6 protein-coding genes are annotated in these 22053 nt (G+C 74.6%); all 6 read left to right on the top strand.

The window, feature by feature from the left end; translation table 11 throughout:
- The first annotated feature begins 71 nt into the window (after window positions 1-71).
- From ACTG9Q_RS22725 to ACTG9Q_RS22700, 6 genes are read left to right on the top strand one after another with little or no spacing between them, the layout of a single operon-like run.
- Window positions 72-308, top strand: coding sequence for an acyl carrier protein (locus ACTG9Q_RS22725; RefSeq protein ID WP_455574874.1), 237 nt, complete (start codon window positions 72-74; stop codon window positions 306-308).
- Between the two features lie 35 nt (window positions 309-343).
- Window positions 344-6574: an amino acid adenylation domain-containing protein gene (locus tag ACTG9Q_RS22720; protein WP_455574873.1), complete on the top strand. Its 6231-nt coding sequence runs from the start codon at window positions 344-346 to the stop codon at window positions 6572-6574.
- A 17-nt stretch (window positions 6575-6591) separates the two neighbouring features.
- Entirely contained in the window at window positions 6592-7386 is a 795-nt protein-coding gene (locus ACTG9Q_RS22715; RefSeq protein WP_455574872.1) for a thioesterase II family protein, read from the top strand.
- Window positions 7387-7406: 20 nt separating this feature from the next.
- Window positions 7407-8435 (top strand): TauD/TfdA family dioxygenase, encoded by a 1029-nt coding sequence (locus ACTG9Q_RS22710; RefSeq protein WP_455574871.1) that lies wholly within the window; start codon window positions 7407-7409, stop codon window positions 8433-8435.
- Window positions 8436-8442: 7 nt separating this feature from the next.
- Complete coding sequence (locus ACTG9Q_RS22705; RefSeq protein ID WP_455574870.1) at window positions 8443-10128, top strand: non-ribosomal peptide synthetase; 1686 nt, start codon at window positions 8443-8445, stop codon at window positions 10126-10128.
- A gap of 30 nt (window positions 10129-10158) precedes the next feature.
- Entirely contained in the window at window positions 10159-22041 is an 11883-nt protein-coding gene (locus tag ACTG9Q_RS22700; RefSeq protein ID WP_455574869.1) for an amino acid adenylation domain-containing protein, read from the top strand.
- The last annotated feature ends 12 nt before the right edge of the window (window positions 22042-22053 follow it).

Here is a 22053-nt window from a genome sequence, read left to right as displayed (position 1 = left end):
CGCGCGGACTGATCACGACTCTGCCACCCCCCACATCTGAAACACGGCCTGACCACGACAGGAGAACCGCCATGTCCGACACCCTCGCCACCCTCGACGCAGTCATGGTCCACGTGCTGCCCGAGCTGAGCGGCAGGATCGAGGCCGCGCAGCGGCTGACCACCGACCTCGGCATCGACTCCATGTCCATTGTGGAGATCGTCTTCCAGTTGGAGCGCCAGCTCGGCATCGAGATCCCGGACGCGGAGATGGAGTCCGCCGAGACCGTCCAGGACATCGTCGACCTCATCGACCAGAACCGCGGCTGACCGCGCAACCGGCAATTCCACGACAGGAGCGGTCCATGTTCGACACTTCAGGTTTCGGCCCCGCGGGCGGGCGGGCGCTGAACGGGCCCCAGCTCGGCATCTGGTACGCGCAGCGGCTCGCCCCGACCAGCCCGGTGTTCACCATGGGCGGTTACCTGGAGATCCACGGCCCGTTCGACCGGGACGCCTTCATCGCCGCCAGCCGCGCGGCGGCGGCCGAGCACGACGGCCTGCGGCTGCGCTTCACCGAGGTCGACGGCGTGCCGGTCCAGGCGAGCGGCCCGGAGCACGACCTCGCCCCCGACGTGGTCGACCTCAGCGGCGCCGCCGACCCGGCCGCCGCCGCCGTCGCCCACATGCGGGCGGACATGGACACCGTCATCGACCCGGCCACCGGGCCGTTCCACCACGTCGTCATCTACGTCCTGGGGCCGGAGCACCACATCACCTACGGCCGGGTGCACCACCTGGTGCACGACGGCCTCAGCGCCGCGATGGTCGACCGCCGCGTCGCCGAGCTGTACACCGCGCTCGTCACCGGCGCCGAGGCGGGACAGCCGCTCGGCTCCTTCCTCAGGGTGCTCGACGAGCAGGACGCCTACACCGGTTCCAAGGCCGAGAAGCGCGACGCCGCCTACTGGCGCGAGGTCATGGCCGACGCGCCCCGCCCCCGCCCGGTGGTCGAGGGCCGCGCCCCGATCCGCCGGGTGGCGCACGAGACCGCGGTCCTGGACGAGTCCACCTTGGACGGTCTGCGCGCGGTGGGCGAGCGTGCCGGGGTCACCTGGCAGCACGTGCTCGTCGCCGCCGCGGTGCTGCACCGCGCCATCGAGACCGGCGAGGGCGACGTCGTGATGGGCCTGCCGCTGTCCGGCCGGACCACCATCGCCGCCCGCACCACGCCCGGGATGCTGGCCGACGTGCTGCCGCTGCGCGCCGCGGTCCGCCCCGGCGACACCGTCGCCGAGCTGGCCGCCGCGGTGTCCTCGGCGATCCTCAAGGCCCAGTGGCACCAGCGCTACCCGTCGGCGAGCCTGCTGCGCGAGCTGGGCTGGCAGGCCGAGGGCCGGTTCGGCCCGGTGGTCAACATCCTGACCGGCGACGAGCCGATCTCCTTCGCGGGCACCCCGGCCGTCCCCGCCACGCTCTCCACCGGCGGCACCGCCGACGACCTGACCATCACCGTCACCCGGCCCCAGGCCGGTGCGGGCGTCACCGTCGACCTCGCGCTCGACGCCGCCTACACCGCCGAGGTCGACCTGGCCGCGCGCCTGCGCCGGTTCCTCGCGGTGCTCACCGCCATCGCCGCCGACCCCGACCTGCGGGTCGCCGCCGTCGACGCGCTCACCCCCGACGAGCGCGAGCGGGTCCTGCGCGGCTGGAACGACACCGCGACCGAGATCCCGCCGCTGTCCCTTGTAGACCTGTTCGAGCTGGCCGCCGACCGCGACCCGGACGCGCTCGCCGTCATCGACGGCGACACCGAGATCGTCTACGGCGAGCTGGACGCGCGCGCCGACGCCGTCGCCTGGCTGCTCGACGCCGCGGGCGTGCGCCGGGGTGAGCTGGTCGGCGTGCTGCTGGACCGCGGTGCCGACTTCGCCGCCGCCGTCGTCGGCGTGGCCAAGGCGGGCGCGGGCTACGTCGTGCTCGACCCCGACTTCCCCGACGACCGTATTGCCTTGGTGCTGAACGAATCCGGTGTGCGCACCGTGCTGAGCGGCGCGCGCCACGGCCACCGGGTCGCCGATCGCGCCCGGGTGCTCGACATCGCCTCGGTGTCCGGGCGGGGCGCCCGGGTGGCCGTGCCGGTGTCGCCGGACGACGTGGCGTGCGTGATGTTCACCTCCGGCTCGACGGGCCGCCCGAAGGGTGTGGTGTCGTCGCACCGGGCTCTGGTGGGCACGTTGTTGGCGCAGGATTACGCGACCTTCGGGCGCGGCGAGGTGTTCCTGCAGTGCTCGCCGGTGTCGTGGGACGCGTTCTCGTTGGAGTTCTGGGGTTCGCTGGCCTTCGGCGGGACCTGCGTGCTGCACCCTGGGCAGCGCCCGGAGCCCGCCGTGGTGGCGGATCTGGTGGCGCGCCACGGGGTCACGATGCTCCAGGTGTCCTCCAGCCTGTTCAACTACCTGGTCGACGAGCACCCCGAGGCGTTCGCGGCGCTGCGGGTCGCCTTCACCGGCGGCGAGCCCGCCTCCGCCGTGCACGTGGCCCGCGTCCTCGCCGCCTGCCCCGGCCTGGCCGTGGCCAACGGCTACGGCCCGGCCGAGTCGATGGGCTTCACCACCGTGCACCCGCTGACCTCCGATGTCGCCGGGCCGGTGCCGATCGGCAGGCCGGTCGTGAACAAGCGCGCCTACGTGCTCGACAACCGGTTGCAGCCCACGCCGCCCGGGGTGACCGGCGAGGTGTACCTCGGCGGCGCGGGCCTGGCCCGCGGCTACCTCGGCAAGCCCGGCCTGACCGCCGAGCGCTTCGTCGCCGACCCGCACGGCCTGCCGGGGGAGCGGATGTACCGCACCGGCGACCTGGCCCGCTGGAGCGGTGACGGGGTGCTGGAGTTCGTCGGCCGGGCCGACGACCAGGTGAAGGTGCGCGGGTTCCGGGTCGAGCCCGGCGAGGTCGAGGCCGCGCTGGCCCGCTGCCCCGGGGTCACCCACGCGGCCGTCATCGTCCGCCAGGACGTCGGCAAGCCCGCCCGGCTCGTCGGCTACGCGGTGTCCACTGTGGATGGTCCGACGCTGCGCGAGCGGCTGGCGGACACCCTGCCCGAGCACCTGGTCCCGGCCGCGGTCGTGGTGCTGGAGCAGCTGCCGATCACCGCCAACGGCAAGCTCGACAAGGCCGCCCTCCCCGCGCCGGAGTTCACCGCCGACAGCGCGGGCCGCGCGCCCCGCGACGCCCGCGAGGAGCTGCTGTGCGGGCTGTTCGCCGAGGTGCTCGACGTCGAGTCGGTCACCGTCGACGACAGCTTCTTCGACCTCGGCGGCCACTCGCTGCTCGCCGCGCGGCTCACCGCCCGCGCCCGGGAGGTCCTGGGCGTCGACCTCGGGGTCCGCGACGTGTTCGCCCACCCGACGGTCGCCGCGCTCTGCCAGATCGCGACCGACGCCACCACCGCCACCACCGCCACCACCGCGCCGCCCGCCGCCGCCGAGCGGCCCGAGCGGGTCCCGCTGTCCCACGCCCAGCGCAGGCTGTGGTTCCTCGACCGGCTGGAGGGCGCGGGCGCCTACGCCGTCCCGCTGGCCACCCGGCTGACCGGCCCGGTCGACGCCGACGCGCTGGCCGCGGCGATTGCCGACGTCGTCGCCCGGCACGAGACCCTGCGCACCGTCTTCCCACAGGACGGCGACGAGCCCTACCAGCACGTGCTGGCCGCCGCCGCCGCGCACCTGCACCGCGAGACCGTCGCCCCCGCCGACCTGGACGAGCGGCTGCGCGCCCTGGCCGCCGAGCCGTTCGACCTGGCCACGACCCCGCCCGCGCGGTTCGCCCTGCTCGCGGTGGGCGACGAGCACGTGCTGCTGACCGTGCTGCACCACATCGCCACCGACGGCCAGTCGACCGGCCCGCTGTTCGCCGACCTCGCCGCCGCCTACACCGCCCGCGCCGCCGGGACCGCGCCCGCGTGGGCCCCGCTGCCGGTCCAGTACGCCGACTACGCCCTCTGGCAGCGCGAACTGCTCGGCGACCCGGACGACGAGACCAGCACGTGGTCGCGGGAGCTGGCGCACTGGCGCACCGCGCTGGCCGGGCTGCCCGAGGAGCTGGCGCTGCCGCGCGACCGGCCGCGCCCGGTCGTCGCCCGCCACCGCGGCGGCGCGGTCCCGATCGCCCTCGGCGCCCAGCGCCACGCCCGCCTGCTCGCCGTGGCCCGCGCCGAGCGCTGCACCCCGTTCATGGTGCTGCAGGCCGCGCTCGCCGCGACCCTGACCCGGCTCGGCGCGGGGGAGGACGTCCCGATCGGCACGCCGGTCGCGGGCCGCCACCACCCCGGCCTGGACGAGTTGGTCGGCTTCTTCGTCAACACCCTGGTCCTGCGCTCGGACACCTCGGGCAACCCGGCCTTCCGGGACCTGCTCGGCCGGGTCCGCGCCGCCGACCTCGACGCCTACGCCCACCAGGAGCTGCCGTTCGACGTGCTGCTGGAGGCGCTCAACCCGGTGCGCTCGCTGTCGCGGCACCCGCTGTTCCAGGTGTGCCTGGCGCTGGAGGGCGCCCAGGGCGACCCCGGCCTGCCGGGCTACGCGGGAACGCGGTTCGTCGACACCGGCACCGCCAAGTTCGACCTGGAGTTCCTGTTCCGCGAGGACGCGGCGGCGGGCGTCGCGGGCGCCGTCGTCTACGACGCCGACCTGTTCGACGCGGCCACCGTCGAGCGCGTGCTGGCCGTCTACCTGCGGCTGCTCGACCAGGTGCTCGCCGACCCCGGCGCCCGCGTCGGCGACGTCGACGTCCTCGGCGAGGACCGCGGCCTGATCCTCGGCGAGTGGACCGACACCGCGGTCGCCGTCCCCGAGGTGTCCCTTGTGGACCTGTTCGAGGAGCGGGTGGACCGGGCGGGCGGGCACACCGCCGTGGTCTTCGGCGATGACGCCGTGACCTACGCCGAGCTGGACGGCCGGGCCAACGCCGTCGCCGCCGCCCTCGGGGACGTGCGCGGCGAGATCGTCGGCGTGCTCCTCGACCGCGGCGTGGACTTCGCCGCCGCCGTCGTCGGGGTGCTCAAGGCGGGCGCGGGCTACGCCGTGCTCGACCCCGAGCACCCGGACGACCGGCTGCGCTCGGTGGTCGCCGAGGCGGGTGTCCGCGTCGTCGTCACCGGCTCCGCCGAGCGGGTCCCCGGCGCGCTTGCCGTTGCCGTGCCGCCGGTTCCGACCCCGCGCGCCTCGGTCGCCGCCACCCCCGACGACGTGGCATGCGTGATGTTCACTTCCGGCTCGACGGGTCGTCCGAAGGGTGTGGTGTCGTCGCACCGGGCGCTCGTCGGCACGCTGCTGGCGCAGGACTACGCCACTTTCGGGCCGGGTGAGGTGTTCCTGCAGTGCTCGCCGGTGTCGTGGGACGCGTTCTCGCTGGAGTTCTGGGGTTCGCTGGCCTTCGGCGGGACGTGCGTGCTGCACCCGGGCCAGCGGCCCGAGCCCGCGGTCGTCACCGACCTCGTCGCCCGGCACGGCGTGACGATGCTCCAGGTGTCCTCCAGCCTGTTCAACCACCTGGCCGACGAGCACCCCGAGGCGTTCGCCGGTCTGCGCCTGGCGTTCACCGGCGGCGAGCCCGCCTCCGCCGCGCACGTCGCCCGGGTGCTGGCCGCTTACCCGAACGTGGCGGTGGCCAACGGCTACGGCCCGGCCGAGTCGATGGGCTTCACCACCGTGCACCCGCTGACCGCCGACATCACCGGGTCCGTCCCGGTGGGCAGGCCGGTCGTGAACAAGCGCGCCTACGTGCTCGACAACCGGCTCCAGCCCGTCCCGATCGGCGTGACCGGCGAGGTGTACCTCGGCGGCGTCGGGCTCGCCCAGCGGTACCTGAACCGGCCCGGCCTGACCGCGGGGCGCTTCGTCGCCGACCCGTACGGCCCGACCGGCGAGCGCATGTACCGCACGGGCGACCTGGCCCGGTGGAGCGGTGACGGGGTGCTGGAGTTCGTCGGCCGGGCCGACGACCAGGTGAAGGTGCGCGGGTTCCGGGTCGAGCCCGGCGAGGTCGAGGCCGTGCTCGTCGGGCACGACCTGGTCAGCCAGGCCGCCGTGGTCCCGGTCCGCGACGGCGGCGACACCCGCCTCGCGGCCTACGTGGTCGCCGGGACCGACGGCCCCGCCCTGCGCCGCTGGGCGGCCGACCGGCTGCCCGAGCACCTGGTGCCCGCCGTGGTCGTCGTGCTCGAGCAGCTCCCCATCACCGCCAACGGCAAGCTCGACAAGGCCGCCCTCCCCGTGCCGGAGTTCACCGCGTCGGCCGAGGGCCGGGCCCCGCGCACGCCGCAGGAAGCCGCGCTGTGCTCGCTCTACTCCGAACTGCTCGGCGTGGAGGCCGTCACGATCGACGACGGCTTCTTCGACCTCGGCGGGCACTCGCTGCTCGCCGCCCGCCTGATCAGCCGCGTCCGCACCACCCTCCCCGACGCCGGGGAGATCACCGTCCGGGACGTCTTTCAGGCGCCCACCGCGGCGGCGCTGGCCGAGCGCCTGGCCCAGGCCGCGCCCGCCCGCAAGCGACCCGCCCTCCGCCGCCGCGCCACCGCGGGCACCGTCAGCTGAAGTCCGAGGAGAACCCCGTGACACTCGCCTACCCGACCGACCAGGAAGCCGGATTCGGCAGCGCCCCGGAAGACATCGTGTGGTCGCTGCCGGAGGAGTCCACAGCGGACACCGCGCTGCTGGTGCTGCCGCACGCGGGCGGCAACGCCCACGCCTACGTCGACTGGCGCGACCTGCTCCCGTCCGGCGTGCGGCTGCTCATCGGCCAGTACCCCGGCCGCGGCGCCCGCTTCGCCGACCCGCTGCCGCGGTCCATCGACGACCTCGCGGGCCCGATCGTGGAATCCCTCCCGCCGGGCGTGGCGAACCTGGTGGTCCTCGGCCACAGCATGGGCTCGCTCGTCGCCTTCGAGGTGGCCCGCAGGCTCACCGAGCGCGGCACCCCGCCGAAGGCGCTCATCGCCTCCGCCTGCCGCGCGCCGCACCTGCCCAACCAGGCGCCGGTGTTCCCCGCGACGCTGGACGACGACGCGCTCGTCGCGGCCATCAAGGCCCGCGGCGGCACCCGGGACGCCATCCTCGACGAGCCGGAGCTGCGGGAGATCATCCTGCCCGCGATCCGCGCCGACTTCGCCGTGGACGACGACTACCGCCACGTCGGCGAGACCGCGGCCCTGGGCTGCCCGATCACGGTCATCGGCGGCGAGGCCGACCCCATCGTCCCGGTGGCGACCCTCGCCACCTGGGCCACCGCCACCACCGCCCCCGTGACCGTCCGGACGCTGCCCGGCGACCACTTCTACTTCCAGCAGCAGCTGCCCGACTTCCTGGCCCTGGTCACCTCGGTGATCGACGCGGCCACCCGCCCCTGAGAAGGAGAGGACACGCGACCATGGCCGCGCCCACCGCCCCCCGCACCGACCTCGACGTCCGCCAGGACGCGGGCAAACCCGCGATCCTGCACACCCCGCCGCTGGCCGACATGGCCGAGGCCCGGGAGTGGCTGGCCGCCAACCACGTCGGCATCCGCGCCGCGCTCCTGCGCCACGGCGCGCTCATGCTCCGCGGCCTGCCGGTCGCCACCACCGAGGACTTCGCCACCGCGCGCGACATCCTCATGCCCGCCCCGGCCGACTACAAGGAGAAGGCCACCCCGCGCTCGGACTTCGGCCACGGCGTCTTCTCCTCCACCGACCTGCCCGCGATGCAGCCCATCCGGCTGCACAACGAGAACAGCTACACCCTGGACTTCCCGGGCACCCTGCTGTTCGGCTGCCTGATCGCCCCGACCGGCGGCGGCGCCACCACCGTCGGCGACATGCGCGCCGCCCTGGCCCTGCTGCCCGCCGGGCTGCGGGAGCGCTTCGAGCGGACCGGCTGGCTGCTGGTGCGCAACTACTCGGAGATGGCGGGCCTGCCCTGGAACCGCAGCTTCGCCACCGAGGACAAGGCCGTCGCCGAGGAGTACTGCCGCGAGCACACCATCGGCTACGAGTGGGTCGACGAGGACTCCTTCCGCACCCGCCAGCGCCGCTCCGCGGTCATCACCCACCCGGTGACCGGCGAGCGGGTCTGGTTCAACCACGTGTCCTTCTGGAACGAGTGGACGCTGGACCCCGACATCCGCGAGGTGCTGGTCGAGACCTACGGCGAGGACGGCCTGCCGTTCAACACCTTCGTCGGCGACGGCGCCGCGCTGACCCAGGAGGAGGCGGCCGCCCTCAGCGCCGTCTACGACGAGGTCACCGTCCGCGAGTCCTGGCAGGCGGGCGACCTGATGCTGGTCGACAACATCCTCAACGCGCACGGCCGCGACGCCTTCGCGGGCGACCGCAAGATCGTCGTGGCGATGGGCGACCCCGTCCCGCTGTCGGACTGCGCGCCCACCGCCGCGCCCGCCACGACCGCGTTCGGGGAGTGAACGCGCGATGACCCAGCCCCTCACCACCCACGCCCCCGACCTCATCGCGCGCCTCGCCGAGGTCCCCGCCGAGCGCATCGCGCTGGTCGCCGACGGCCGCGACCTGACCTTCGGCGAGCTGCGCGAGGCGGCGGGCCGCGTCGCCGCCGGACTCGCCGAGCGCGGCGTCGGCCGGGAGAGCGTCGTCGCGATCAGCCTGCCGCGCGGCGTCGACCTCGTGGTCGCGCTGCTCGGCACGCTCACCGCGGGGGCGGCGTACCTGCCGGTCGACCCGGCGCTGCCGCCCGCCCGCAAGCGGTACCTGCTCGACGACTCCGGCGCGGACGTGCTGATCGACGCCGACAGCCTCGGCGACGTGCTCGCCGAGGCGTCGATCGCGCCCGTCGCGGTCGGCCCGGACGCGCTGGCCTACGTCATCTACACCTCCGGCTCCACCGGCCTGCCCAAGGGCGTCGAGGTGACCCGGCGCAACGCCGCGATCCTGCTGGCCGACCTGGAGGCCGTCGGCGTCGCCGCGACCACCGCGGGCCGGGTCGGCTGGAACGCCTCGGCGTCCTTCGACGCCTCGGTGCAGCAGTGGACGCGGCTCTGCCGGGGCGACACCGTCGTCATGGTGGACGACGCCACCCGCGCCGACCCCGCCCTGCTGGCCCAGCTCGTCGCCGACCAGGCGCTGACCGACCTCGACCTCACCCCGACCCACGCCGACGCCCTCATCGATCACCTCGGGGAACGCACGGGTGAGCCGCTGAGCCTGCTCATCGGCGGCGAGCCGATCAACCCGGCCCTGTGGCGGCGGCTCGTCGCGCTGGTCGACGCCGGGATCATCCGCGCCGCCAACCTGTACGGCCCGACCGAGACCACAGTGGACGCCACCGTGGGTTGGCTGGGCGGGGACACCCCGACCATCGGCTCGGTGCTGCCGGGTCTGCGGCTGATGCTGCTGGACGACAAGCTGAACCCGGTCGGCGACGGCGAGCTCGGCGAGATCTACCTGGGCGGCGCCCGCGTCGCCCGCGGCTACCGGCGCAGGCCGCGGCTGACCGCCGAACGGTTCGTGGCCGACCTGGGCGGCGACGGCGGCCGGATGTACCGCACCGGCGACCTGGCCCGCCGCCGCGCCGACGGCGCCCTGGAGTACGTCGGCCGCCGCGACGGGCAGGTCAAGGTGCGCGGCTACCGGGTGGAGCTGGGCGAGGTCGAAGCCGCGCTGTGCGGGCACCCCGGCGTCACCGAGGTCGCCGTCGCGCTGCGCGAGGACTCGCTGGTGGCCTACGTGCGGGGCGACGCCGACCCCGAGGAGCTGACCGCGCACGCCGCGACGACGCTGCCGCCGTACATGGTCCCGTCGCGGATCGTCCCGGTGGCCGAGTTCGCGCGCACCGTGAACGGCAAGCTGGACCGCGACGCCCTGCCCGACCCGGCTGAGCCCGCCCCGTCGGGCACCCCGGCGGAAGTCCTGGCGGGGCCGGTCGAGGAGATGATCGGCGAGGTCTGGTCGCAGGTGCTGCGCAAGCCGCACATCCGCCCGGACGACAACTTCTTCAAGCTCGGCGGGCACTCGCTGCTCGCGATCAAGCTGGTCGCCCGGGTCCGCACCGACCTGCGGATCGCGCTGCCCGTCAAGGCCGCGTACCAGCACCCCCGGCTGCGCGACCTGGCGCGGCACATCGAGTCACTGCTGGCTGCCTGAGCCGTCCGATCCCCGCCTGAGGAGTTCCCCGTGATCCCGCTGTCGTACGCGCAGCGCCGGTTGTGGTTCGTCAACCGGCTCGAAGGGCCCAGCCCGGCCTACAACGTCCCGGTCGTGCTGCGGCTGAGCGGCGCGCTGGACCGCTGCGCGCTGGCCGCCGCCCTCGCCGACCTGGTGGGGCGCCACGAGGTCCTGCGCACCGTCTACCCGTCGGTCGACGGCGAGCCGTGCCAGCGGGTGCTCCCCGACTTCCGCCCCGAGCTGGGCGTGGTGGACGGGGTGGCGGGGGTCGAGCCGTTCGCCAACGAGCCCTTCGACGTCGCGGTGGACCCGCCCATCAGGACCCGTCTCTTCGCCGAGGGCCCGGACCGCCACACGCTGGTCGTGCTGCTGCACCACATTGCCGCCGACGGCTGGTCGATGGCCCCGCTGATGCGCGACCTGGCCACCGCGTACGCGGCCAGGACCGGCGGCGCGGCGCCGGACTGGGAGCCGCTGCCGGTGCAGTACTCCGACTACGCGTTCTGGCAGCAGGACCTGCTGGGCGACCCGGACGACCCGACGAGCCTGGCCGGGGAGCAGCTGGCGTTCTGGCGGGAGCAGTTGGCGGGCGCGGCGCCGGTGCTGGCCCTGCCCGCGGACCGCCCGCGCCCGGCCACGCCGACCGGTGCGGGCGGGCGGGTGGTGCTGCACGTCGACGGGCGGGTGCACGCCGGGCTGCTGGAGCTGGCCCGCTCCCAGGGGGCGACGCTGTTCATGGCGCTGCAGGCGGGCCTGGCCGCGGCGCTGGGCCGCGTCGGCGGGCTGAGCGACGTCCCGATCGCCACCGCCGTCGCCGGGCGCGGCGACGAGGCGCTGGACGAGCTGGTCGGGTTCTTCGTCAACACCCTGGTCCTGCGCGCCGACCTGTCCGGCGAGCCGGACGCCGCCGCGCTGCTGAGCCGGGTCCGGGACACCGCGCTGGCCGCGTACGGCAACCAGGACCTGCCCTTCGACCTGCTGGTCGAGGGGCTCAACCCGGAGCGGTCGCTGGCCCACCACCCGCTGGTGCAGGTCATGCTGACGCTGCAGAACAACGAGGCCGCCGAGGCCGCGCTGCCCGGCCTGGTGGTCGAGGAGGCCCCGGCCGAGCTGCGCACGGTCAAGTTCGACCTGTCGGTGTCCTGTGTGGAGCTGGCCGAGGGTCAGGGCCTGGGCATGTGGTTCGAGTACGCGGCCGACCTGTTCGACGCCGAGACCGCGGAGCTGTTCGGGGCCGTCTTCACCCGGGTGCTCGCGGCGATGGCCGATGACCCCGCCGCCGCGCCGGGCGCCGTCGCGCTGAGCGACGCCGAGCGACGCTACCTCGACACCCGGCCCGCCACGACCGCGCCCGCCGCGATCACCGCGCCCCCGGCCGAGGTCACCCCCGTCGAGCTGACGCCGCGCCAGGAGATCCTGCGCGGGCTGTTCGCCGACGCGCTGGGCAAGCCAGTGGCCGTCGGCGACAACTTCTTCCGCTCCGGCGGGCACTCGCTGCTCGCGGTGAAGCTGGCCGGGCGCGTCCGCTCCGCGCTGGGGGTGGAGATCACCGTCCGCGACCTGTTCCAGGCGCCCAGCGCCGCCGCGCTCGACCGGCGGATCGCCCAAACCGAGGCCGTCGCCCGACCCGCCCTGGTCCCGGTCGAGCGGCCCGCGCAGATCCCGCTGTCCTACGCGCAGCGCCGCCTGTGGTTCATCAGCAGGCTGGAGGGCCCGAGCGCGGCCTACAACGTGCCCGTCGTGCTGCGCCTGCCCGGCGGGGTGGACGCCGCCGCCCTGCGCGCCGCGCTGGCCGACGTCGTCGCCCGGCACGAGGTGCTGCGCACGCTGTACCCGGAGATCGACGGCGAGCCGTTCCAGGCCATCCTGGACCCGGGCGAGGCCGTGCCCGAGCTGGCCGTGGTGCCCGAGGCCGACCACGCCGCCGTCGCCGCCGCCCTGGACCACCGGTTCGACCTCTCCGGCGAGCTGCCGGTGCGGGCGTGGCTGTTCGGCGGCGAGCTGTTCGTGCTGCTGGTGCACCACATCGCCACCGACGGCACGTCGACCGGCCCGCTGCTGCGCGACCTGGCCGACGCCTACGCCGCCCGCGCCGCCGGGACGCCCCCGCGCTGGGAGCCGCTGCCGGTGCAGTACGCCGACTACGCGATGTGGCAGCGCGCCGCGCTCGGCGAGCTGTCCGATGAGGACAGTGTCGCGGCGGCGCAGCTCGCCTTCTGGCGCGCGGCGCTCGACGGCGTGCCGCCGGTGCTGGAGCTGCCCGCCGACCGGCCGCGCCCGGAGGTCCCGTCGCACCGCGGCGGCGTGGTGCCCTTCGCGCTCGACGCCGACACCCACGCCCGGCTGCTCGCGGTCGCCGCGTCCTCCGGTGCCACGGTGTTCATGGTGGTGCAGGCCGCGTTCGCGCTGCTGCTGTCCCGGATGGGCGCGGGGACCGACGTCCCCGTCGGCACCGTCGTCGCGGGCCGCACCGACGACGCCGTCGACGAGCTGGTCGGCTTCTTCACCAACACCCTGGTGATGCGCACCGACCTGGCAGGCGACCCGACGTTCGGCGAGCTGGTCGAGCGCGTCCGCGACTACGGCCTGGCCGCCTACGCCCACCAGGACCTGCCGTTCGACCTGCTGGTCGAGGCGCTGAACCCGGTGCGCTCGCAGTCCACGCACCCGCTGTTCCAGGTGATGCTGGTGCAGCAGACCGACACGGCGCTGCCGTTCGGCACCCTGCCCGAAGACACGGGGGACACCGCAGACACCAGCAGGGTCGCCAAGTTCGACCTGACGCTGGCGGTGCGCGAGCGGCTGGAGGGCGGCGCGCCCGCCGGGGTCGCTGGCCTGCTGGAATACGCGGTCGACCTGTTCGACAAGGGCACCGCGGCCTCGCTGGCCGAGCGGTTCGTCCGCGTGCTGGGGACCGTCCTCGCCGACCCGGGCGCCCGCGTCTCCGCCGTCGAGGTCATGACCGGCGACGAGCGCGAGCGGGTGCTGTCCTGGAGCCAGCCCGCCTACGCCGACCCGGTGCTGACCGCGCCGTCGTTGGCCGAGACCTTCGCCAGGCAGGCCGCCGCCACCCCGGACGCCGTGGCCGTGACCTGCGACCGCGAGGAGCTGACCTACGCCGAACTGGCGGGCCGGGCGAACCGGCTGGCCCGGCGCCTGATCGCCGACGGCGTCGGCCCGGAGGACCGGGTCGCGCTGCTGCTGCCGCGCTCCCTCGACCAGGTGGTCGCGGTGGTGGCCGTGGCGACCGCCGGGGCGGCGTACGTCCCGGTCGACCTGGCCTACCCCCGCGAGCGCGTGGAGTACGTGCTCGCCGACTCCGCGCCGCGGTGCCTGATCACCACGGCCGAGCTGGCCGACGGCGACTGGGCGTGCCCGGCGCTCACCGTGGACGCGCCCGGATTCCCCGACGCGCCCGTCACCGACGCCGACCGCGTCCGGCCGCAGGCCGACGCGCACGCGGCCTACGTCATCTACACCTCCGGGTCCACCGGCAAGCCCAAGGGCGCGGTCATCACCAACCGCAACGTCCTGCGGCTGTTCGACTCCACCGAAGCCTGGTTCGGGTTCGGGCCGGACGACGTGTGGACGATGTTCCACTCCTACGCCTTCGACTTCTCCGTCTGGGAGATGTGGGGCGCGCTGCTCCACGGCGGCAGGCTCGTCGTGGTGCCGTTCGAGGTGAGCCGCAGCCCGCAGGACTTCCGGCGGCTGCTCTCCGAGGAGGGCGTCACCGTCCTCAACCAGACCCCGTCCGCCTTCTACCAGCTGATCGAGGCCGACCGCGACAGCGACCTGCCGCTCGCGCTGCGCTGGGTGGTCTTCGGCGGCGAGGCGCTGGAACCGGCGAAGCTGCGCGACTGGTACGCCAAGCACACCGATCCCGTGCTGATCAACATGTACGGCATCACCGAGACCACCGTGCACGTCAGCTACCTCGCGCTCACCGGCCCCGACCACGCGGGCATCGGCGTGCCCATCCCCGACCTGCGCGTCTACGTGCTGGACGAGCGCCTGCGCCCGGTGCCGCCTGGGGTCACCGGCGAGATGTACGTGGTCGGCGAGGGCCTGGCCCGCGGCTACCTCGACCGCCCTGACCTGACCTCGACCAGGTTCGTGGCCTGCCCGTTCGGCGCGCCGGGGGAGCGGATGTACCGCACCGGCGACGCCGCCCGGTGGACCGCCGACGGCGGGCTCGTCTACATCGGCCGCGTCGACCAGCAGGTCAAGATCCGCGGCTTCCGGATCGAGCTGGGCGAGATCGAGTCCGTGCTCGCCGGGCACGGGACCGTCGCCCAGGCCGCGGTCATCGCCCGCGAGGACACCCCGGGCGACCAGCGGCTGGTGGCCTACGTGGTGCCTGCCGGGCCGATCGACGCCCCGGAGCTGCGCGCCCACGTCGGCCGGGCGCTGCCGGAGTACATGGTCCCCGCCGACGTCGTCGTGCTGGAGCGGCTGCCGCTGACCAACAACGGCAAGCTGGACCGCAGGGCGCTGCCCGCGCCGGTCCGCGAGTCCACCGGCCGCGCCGCCACCACCGCGCGGGAGAAGGCGCTCAGCGCCATCTTCGCCGAGGTGCTGGGGCTCGACACCGTCGGCGTGGACGACAGCTTCTTCGACCTGGGCGGGCACTCGCTGCTCGCGGTCCGGCTGATCAGCCGCGTCCGCGCGACGCTGGGCGTCGACCTGGCCGTGCGCGACCTGTTCCGCGAGCCCACCGTCGCCGGGCTGGACCGGGTGCTCGGCGAGCACCCGGGCACCGCGCGGGCCGCGCTCGTGCCGATGCCGCGCCCGGACGTCGTCCCGCTGTCCTACGCGCAGCACCGGCTGTGGTTCCTGGGCGAGCTCGCGCAGGGCCGCTCCTACAACGTCACCTTCGCCTCCCGGCTGACCGGCGAGGTCGACCCGGCCGCGTTCGCCGCCGCGCTGGACGACGTCCTGGCCCGGCACGAGGTGCTGCGCACGGTGTTCCCGGCGGTGGACGGCGAGCCGTTCCAGGCCGTGCTGTCCCCGGCCGAGGTGCCACCGTGCCTGGTGGTCGCCGACCACAGCGGCGACCCGGGCGCGCTGGCCGCCGCCGTGGACGCCGCGCTGGCGCACACCTTCGACCTCGCCGCCGAGATCCCGCTGCGCGTCTGGCTGTTCGCCGAGGGCGCCGGGTCGTGGGTGCAGGTCGTGCAGCTGCACCACATCGCCGCCGACGGCTGGTCGATGGCCCCGCTGATGCGGGACCTGGCGATGGCCTACGAGTCGCGCCAAGCGGGCGTCGCCCCGGGGTGGACGCCGCTGCCGGTCCAGTACGCCGACTACGCGCTGTGGCAGCGCGCGCTGCTGGGCGCGGAAAGCGACCCGGAAAGCCTGCTGTCGAAGCAGACCGGCTTCTGGACCGCCGCCCTGGACGGCGCGCCGCAGGTGCTGGACCTGCCCGCCGACCGGCCGCGCCCCGCGGTCGCCGCGCACCGTGGCGACGTCGCCCCGTTCGCCCTGGACGCCGACACCACGGCCCGGCTCAACCGGATCGCCGCGGACGCGGGCGCGACGACGTTCATGGTGCTGCAGGCCGGTTTCGCCGCGCTGCTGTCCCGATTGGGCGCGGGGGCGGACATCCCGATCGGCACGGCGACCGCTGGCCGATTGGACGAGGCGCTGGACGAGCTGGTCGGGTTCTTCGTCAACACGCTGGTGCTGCGCACGGACGTCTCCGGCGACCCGACCTTCGCCGAGCTGCTGGCCCGCGTCCGCGACTTCGACCTGGCCGCCTATGAGCACCAAGACCTGCCGTTCGAGGTCCTGGTGGAGAAGCTGAACCCGGCCCGCTCGACCGCGCACCACCCGCTGTTCCAGGTGATGCTCGTGCTGCAGAACACCGCGGGCGCGGCCGACTCGTTCGGCGGGGTCGGCGTCGAGGAGCTGGGCGCGGAGCGCGACACCGCCAAGTTCGACCTCATGCTCACCGCCGCCGACGGGGGAGACGGGCTGGCGGGCACCTTCGAGTTCGCCACGGACCTGTTCGACCGGTCCACTGTGGAGCTGCTGTCCCGCAGGCTCACCCGGCTGTTCGAGGCCGTCGCCGCCGATGCCGGGGTCCGGGTCGGCGAGGTCGACCTGACCCTGCCGGGCGAGCCCGAGCGGGCCGCCCTGCTGGCGCCCGCGCCGAGCGCCGTTCCGGCGGGCACGGCGGTGTCGCTGTTCGCCGAGCGGGTGCGGACCACACCCGACGCGGTCGCGGTCTCCGACGAGTCGCGGTCGCTGACCTTCGCCGAGCTGGACCGCGCCGCCAACCGGGTGGCGCACCGGCTGGTCGCGGCGGGCGTCGAGCGCGGCGGCGCGGTCGGCGTGCTGGCCGAGCGCACCGCGGGCTTGCTGGTCGCGGTGCTGGGCGTGCTCAAGGCGGGCGCGGCCTACGTGCCCGTGCCGGACAACGCCCCCGCGTCCCGGCTGGCGGTGATCATGGCCGACTCCGGCGCGACGGTGCTGCTCAGCGACCGCGCCCCGGAGTGGTCCGGCCCCGAGTGGTCCGGCCCCGAGTGGTCCGGCCCTGAGTGGTCTGGCCCGGTCCTGCCGCTCGACGGCGACGGCCAGGACACCGACCCCGGCGTGCCGGTCGGCGAGGACGACCTGATGTACGTCATGTTCACCTCCGGCTCCACCGGCAGGCCCAAGGGCGTCGGGGTCACCCACGCCAACGTGGTGCAGCTGGTGTTCGACCGCTGCTGGAACCTCGACAACCACCGGCGGATGCTGGTGCACTCGGCGTTCGGGTTCGACGCCTCCGTCTACGAGATGTGGGTGCCGCTGCTGCTCGGCGGGGAACTCGTCATCGCCGAAGGGGACGGCGCCGACGTCGACCACATGGCCGAGGTCATCGCCCGCCGGGATGTCACTGCCGCGTACTTCACCGCCGGGCTGTTCGCGGTGATGGCCGACGAGCGGGTGGACGCGCTGGGCAGGCTGCGGGAGGTGTGGACCGGCGGCGACGTCGTTGCCCAGGCGACGATCCAGCGGGTGCTGGACCACTGTCCGGACACCGTTGTGGTGCACAGCTACGGGCCGACGGAGACGACCTTCGCGTCCAGCCAGCAGCGGATCACCGACAGTGTGGAGACTGTCCACCTGGGACTGCCGTTGGACAACAACCGGCTGCACGTCTTGGACGACCGGTTGCGGCCGGTGCCGCTGGGCGGTTCCGGCGAGCTGTACATCGCGGGCGAGCAGTTGGCCCGTGGCTACCTGGGCCGCGCCGCGCTGACCGCGCAGCGGTTCGTGGCCGACCCGTTCGGCAGCGGTGAGCGCATGTACCGCACCGGCGACCTCGTCGCCTGGACCTCCCGCGCCGAGCTGCGCTTCCTCGGCCGCGCCGACGGCCAGGTGAAGCTGCGCGGCTACCGCATCGAGCCCGGCGAGATCGAGGCGGCGCTGACCGCCCACCCGGCCGTGGCCCGCGCGGCCGTCGTCGTCCGCGAGGACCGCCCCGGCGACAAGCGCCTCGTCGCTTACCTCGTTCCCGTTGATGGCCCGATCGACGTGGACGAGGTCCGCGCGGCGATCGCCGTCGGGCTGCCCGAGTACATGGTGCCCTCGGCGATGGTGGTGCTCGACGCGCTGCCGCTGACCGCCAACGGCAAGCTCGACCGGCGCGCGCTGCCCGCGCCCGCCCAGGCCGTGGGCGGCGGCCGGAGCGCGGCCACCCCGAGGCAGGCGGCGCTGTGCGCGGCGTTCGCCGAGGTGCTGGGCGTGGCCGAGGTCGGCATCGATGACGGGTTCTTCGACCTCGGCGGGCACTCCCTGCTGGCCGTGCGGCTGATCAGCCGCGTCCGCTCGGTGCTCGGCGTCGACCTGGCCGTCCCCGACCTGTTCCGGGCCCCCACGGTCGCCGGGCTGGACGCGCTGCTCGACGGCCGGGCCGCCACCACCAGGGCTGCGCTGGCCCCGGCGGCCCGCCCGGACGTGGTGCCGCTGTCCTTCGCCCAGCGCAGGCTGTGGTTCCTGGCCGACACCGGCTCCTACGCGATGCCGCTGGTGTCGCGGCTCACCGGCCCGGTCGACGCCGACGCTTTCGCCGCCGCCCTGCTCGACGTGATCGGCAGGCACGAGGTGCTGCGCACCGTGTTCCCGGCGGTCGACGGCGAGCCGTTCCAGGCGGTGCTCCCGGTCGAGGAGGTGCGCTCGGTGCTCTCCGTCGCCGACTTCACCGGCGACCAGGACGGCCTGCGCACCGCCGTGGACGTCGCCCTGGCCCACGACTTCGACCTGGCCGCGGAGATCCCGCTGCGGGTCTGGCTGCTGCGCGCCGCCCCCGAGGAGCACGTGCTGGTGTTCCTGCTGCACCACATCGCCGCCGACGGCTGGTCGATGGCCCCGCTGATGCGCGACCTCGCCGTCGCCTACGAGTCGCGCATGGCCGGGGTCGTCCCGGACTGGGCGCCGCTCCCGGTGCAGTACGCCGACTACGCGCTCTGGCAGCGCGACCTGCTCGGCGACGCCGCCGACCCGGGCAGCCTGGCCGCCCGCCAGCTCGCCCACTGGCGCACCGCGCTGGCGGGCGCCCCCGAGGTGCTCGACCTGCCCGCCGACCGGCCGCGGCCCGCGACCGCGTCGCACCGGGGCGACGTCGTCGCCTTCGACCTCGGCGCGGACCTGCACGCCCGGCTGGCCGAGCTGGCCGCCGAATCCGGCACGACCCTGTTCATGGTGCTGCAGGCCGGTTTCGCCGCGCTGCTGTCCCGGTTGGGCGCGGGCGAGGACATCCCGATCGGCACGGCGACCGCCGGTCGGCTGGACGAGGCGCTGGACGAGCTGGTCGGGTTCTTCGTCAACACGCTGGTGCTGCGCACCGACGTCTCCGGCGACCCGACCTTCGCCGAACTGCTCGACCGGGTCCGCGAGCACGACCTCGCCGCCTACGAGCACCAGGACCTGCCCTTCGAGGTCCTGGTGGAGAACCTCAACCCGACCCGCTCGACCGCGCACCACCCGCTGTTCCAGGTGATGCTGGTCCTGCAGAACACCGGGGACGGCGGCGCCGACTTCGGCGGGGTCACCGCGACCGGCGAGGAGTTCGAGACCGGCACCGCCAAGTTCGACCTGATGCTGACCGTCTCCGACGGCGGCGGGCTGCGCGGCGCCCTGGAGTTCGCCACCGACCTGTTCGACCGCGAGACGGTGGCGCTGCTGGCCCGCAGGCTGGTCCGGCTGCTCACCGCGGTCGCCGCCGACCCGGCGCTGCGCATGTCCTCGGTGGACCTGCTGGAGGCGGGGGAGCGGGAGCGCCTGCTCACCGGGTTCAACCCCGTGCCCGTCGCCGTCCCGGCGGGCACCGTGCCCGCGCTGCTGGCCGAGCGCGCCCGCCGCACCCCGAAGGCGGTCGCCGTCTCCGACGAGACGCGCTCGCTCACCTTCCGCCAGCTCAACCGCGCCGCCAACCGGCTGGCGCACAAGCTGATCCGGGCGGGGGTGCGCCGCGGCGACACCGTCGGCGTGCGCGTCGCCCGGTCCGCGGACCTGATGGTCGCGACCCTGGGCGTGCTCAAGGCGGGCGCGGCCTACGTCCCCGTGCCCGACAACGCCCCCGAGGCGCGCGTCCAGCTGATCCTGGACGACGCCGGGGTGAGCGCGATGGTCACCGACACGGACGCTGGCACCGACCTCGCCTTCGCCGGACCCGTGATCCGGGTCGACCAGTCCCGCCGCGGCCGCTTCGACGACCCGGGCGTGCCGATCGGCGAGGACGACCTGATGTACGTCATGTTCACCTCCGGCTCCACCGGCCGCCCCAAGGGCGTCGGCGTCACCCACGCCAACGTCGTGCAACTGGTGTTCGACCGCTGCTGGGACGCGGAGAACCACCGGCGGATGCTGGTGCACTCGGCGTTCGGGTTCGACGCCTCCGTCTACGAGATGTGGGTGCCGCTGCTGCTCGGCGGGGAACTCGTCATCGCCGAGGGCGACGGCGCCGACGTCGACCACATGGCCGAGGTCATCATCCGCCGGGACGTGACCGCCGCGTACTTCACCGCCGGGCTGTTCGCGGTGATGGCCGACGAGCGGGTCGACGCCCTGGCCCGGCTCAAGGAGGTGTGGACCGGCGGCGATGTCGTTGCCCAGGCGACGATCCAGCGGGTGCTGGACCACTGCCCGGGAACCGTTGTCGTGCACAGCTACGGGCCGACGGAGACCACGTTCGCGTCCAGCCAGCAGCGGATCTCCGGCAGTGTCGACAGCGTCCACTTGGGACTGCCGTTGGACAACAACCGCCTGTACGTGTTGGACGACAAGCTCCAGCCGGTCCCGCTGGGCGGGTCGGGTGAGCTGTACATCGCGGGCGAGCAGCTGGCCCGCGGCTACCTCGGGCGCTCGGCGCTGACCGCGCAGCGGTTCGTGGCCGACCCGTTCGGCAGCGGTGAGCGCATGTACCGCACCGGCGACCTGGTGTCCTGGACGACCGCGGGCGAGCTGCGCTTCCTCGGCCGCGCCGACCACCAGGTCAAGATCCGCGGCTACCGCATCGAGCCCGGCGAGGTGGAGACCGCCCTGGCGGCCCGCCCCGACGTCGCCCTCGCGGTCGTCGTCGTCCGCGAGGACCGCCCCGGCGACAAGCGCTTGGTCGCCTACGTCGTCCCGGCCTGCGCAGCGGCGACGCCGAGCGCCGAACTGTCCGCCGAACTGTCCGCCGAGCTGCCCGGACAGCTCGTCCCCGCGGCCCCGACCTGCACGGCGGCCGCGTTGCGCGCCGAGCTGTCCGCCGCGATGCCCGAACAGCTGGTCCCGTCGGCGTTCGTGCTGCTCGACGCCCTGCCGCTGACCGCCAACGGCAAGGTCGACCGGGCCGCGCTGCCCGCCCCCGAGCTGCACCGGGCCGAGGGCCGCGCCGCCCGCACCCCGCGCGAGCAGGTGCTGTGCAACCTCTTCGCCGAAGTGCTCGGGCTGCCCGAAGTCGGCGTCGACGACGGGTTCTTCGACCTCGGCGGGCACTCGCTGATCGCCGTGCGCCTGCTCAGCCGGGTCCACACCGACCTCGGCGTCCGGCTGTCCGTGCGCGACCTGTTCCAGGCGCCCACCCCGGCGGCGCTGGCCCAGCGGCTCGGCGAACCCAAGTCCAGCACCGCGGCACTGCGCCCGCTGCTGCCGCTGCGCACCGCGGGCACCGGCACGCCGCTGTTCTGCGTGCACCCCGGCATGGGCCTCAGCTGGCCCTACGCGGGCCTGGCCAGGCACGTCGACGTGCCGATCCACGGCCTGCAGACCCGCAGCCTCACCGACCCCGACTACCGGGTCTCCTCGGTGGCGGAGATGGCGGCCGACTACATCGGCCAGATCCGCCGCGTCCAGCCGCACGGGCCGTACCGCCTGCTCGGGTGGTCGTTCGGCGGCGTCGTCGCCCACGAGATGGCCGCCCAGCTCCAGGCCGACGGCGAAGAGGTCGACCTGCTGGCCCTCATGGACGCCTACCCGGTGCCCGAGGGACAGCGGGGCACGGAGGTCACGCTCGAGCAGATCCTCGACATCCTCCTCGCCTCCCCGCAAGCCCGCGCCGAGCACACCGTCTTCGACGCCACCGCCCTGGCCCGCACCCTGCGCGCCGAGGACCCCGTCGTCGCCGACTTCACCGAGGACGAGACGGTCACCCTCGTGCACGCCTCCGTCGCCCACATGCGACTGATGCGCGCCCACCACCCGGCCACCTTCACCGGGGACATGCTGTTCTTCACCGCGACCCGGGACCGCTTCCCGAACACCCCGACCGCGCAAGCCTGGCGCGAGCACATCACCGGGGAGGTGCTCGCCCACGACATCGACGCCGCGCACCTGCGCATGGCCGACCCGGCCCCCCTGACCGACATCGGCACCGCCATCGCCGCCGCCCTGTCCGACAACAAGATCCCCACAGCCTGATCCACCCACCTG

The sequence above is a fragment of the Actinokineospora lacus genome (assembly GCF_053813445.1).
This window is presented reverse-complemented; position numbering and strand designations above follow the sequence as displayed.

What these genes read in the sequence shown, in the direction of transcription:
- ACTG9Q_RS22725 (WP_455574874.1), top strand. Translation starts at nt 72, where the DNA reads ATGTCCGACACCCTCGCCACCCTCGACGCAGTCATGGTCCACGTGCTG.
- ACTG9Q_RS22720 (WP_455574873.1), top strand. Translation starts at nt 344, where the DNA reads ATGTTCGACACTTCAGGTTTCGGCCCCGCGGGCGGGCGGGCGCTGAAC.
- ACTG9Q_RS22710 (WP_455574871.1), top strand. Translation starts at nt 7,407, where the DNA reads ATGGCCGCGCCCACCGCCCCCCGCACCGACCTCGACGTCCGCCAGGAC.
- ACTG9Q_RS22705 (WP_455574870.1), top strand. Translation starts at nt 8,443, where the DNA reads ATGACCCAGCCCCTCACCACCCACGCCCCCGACCTCATCGCGCGCCTC.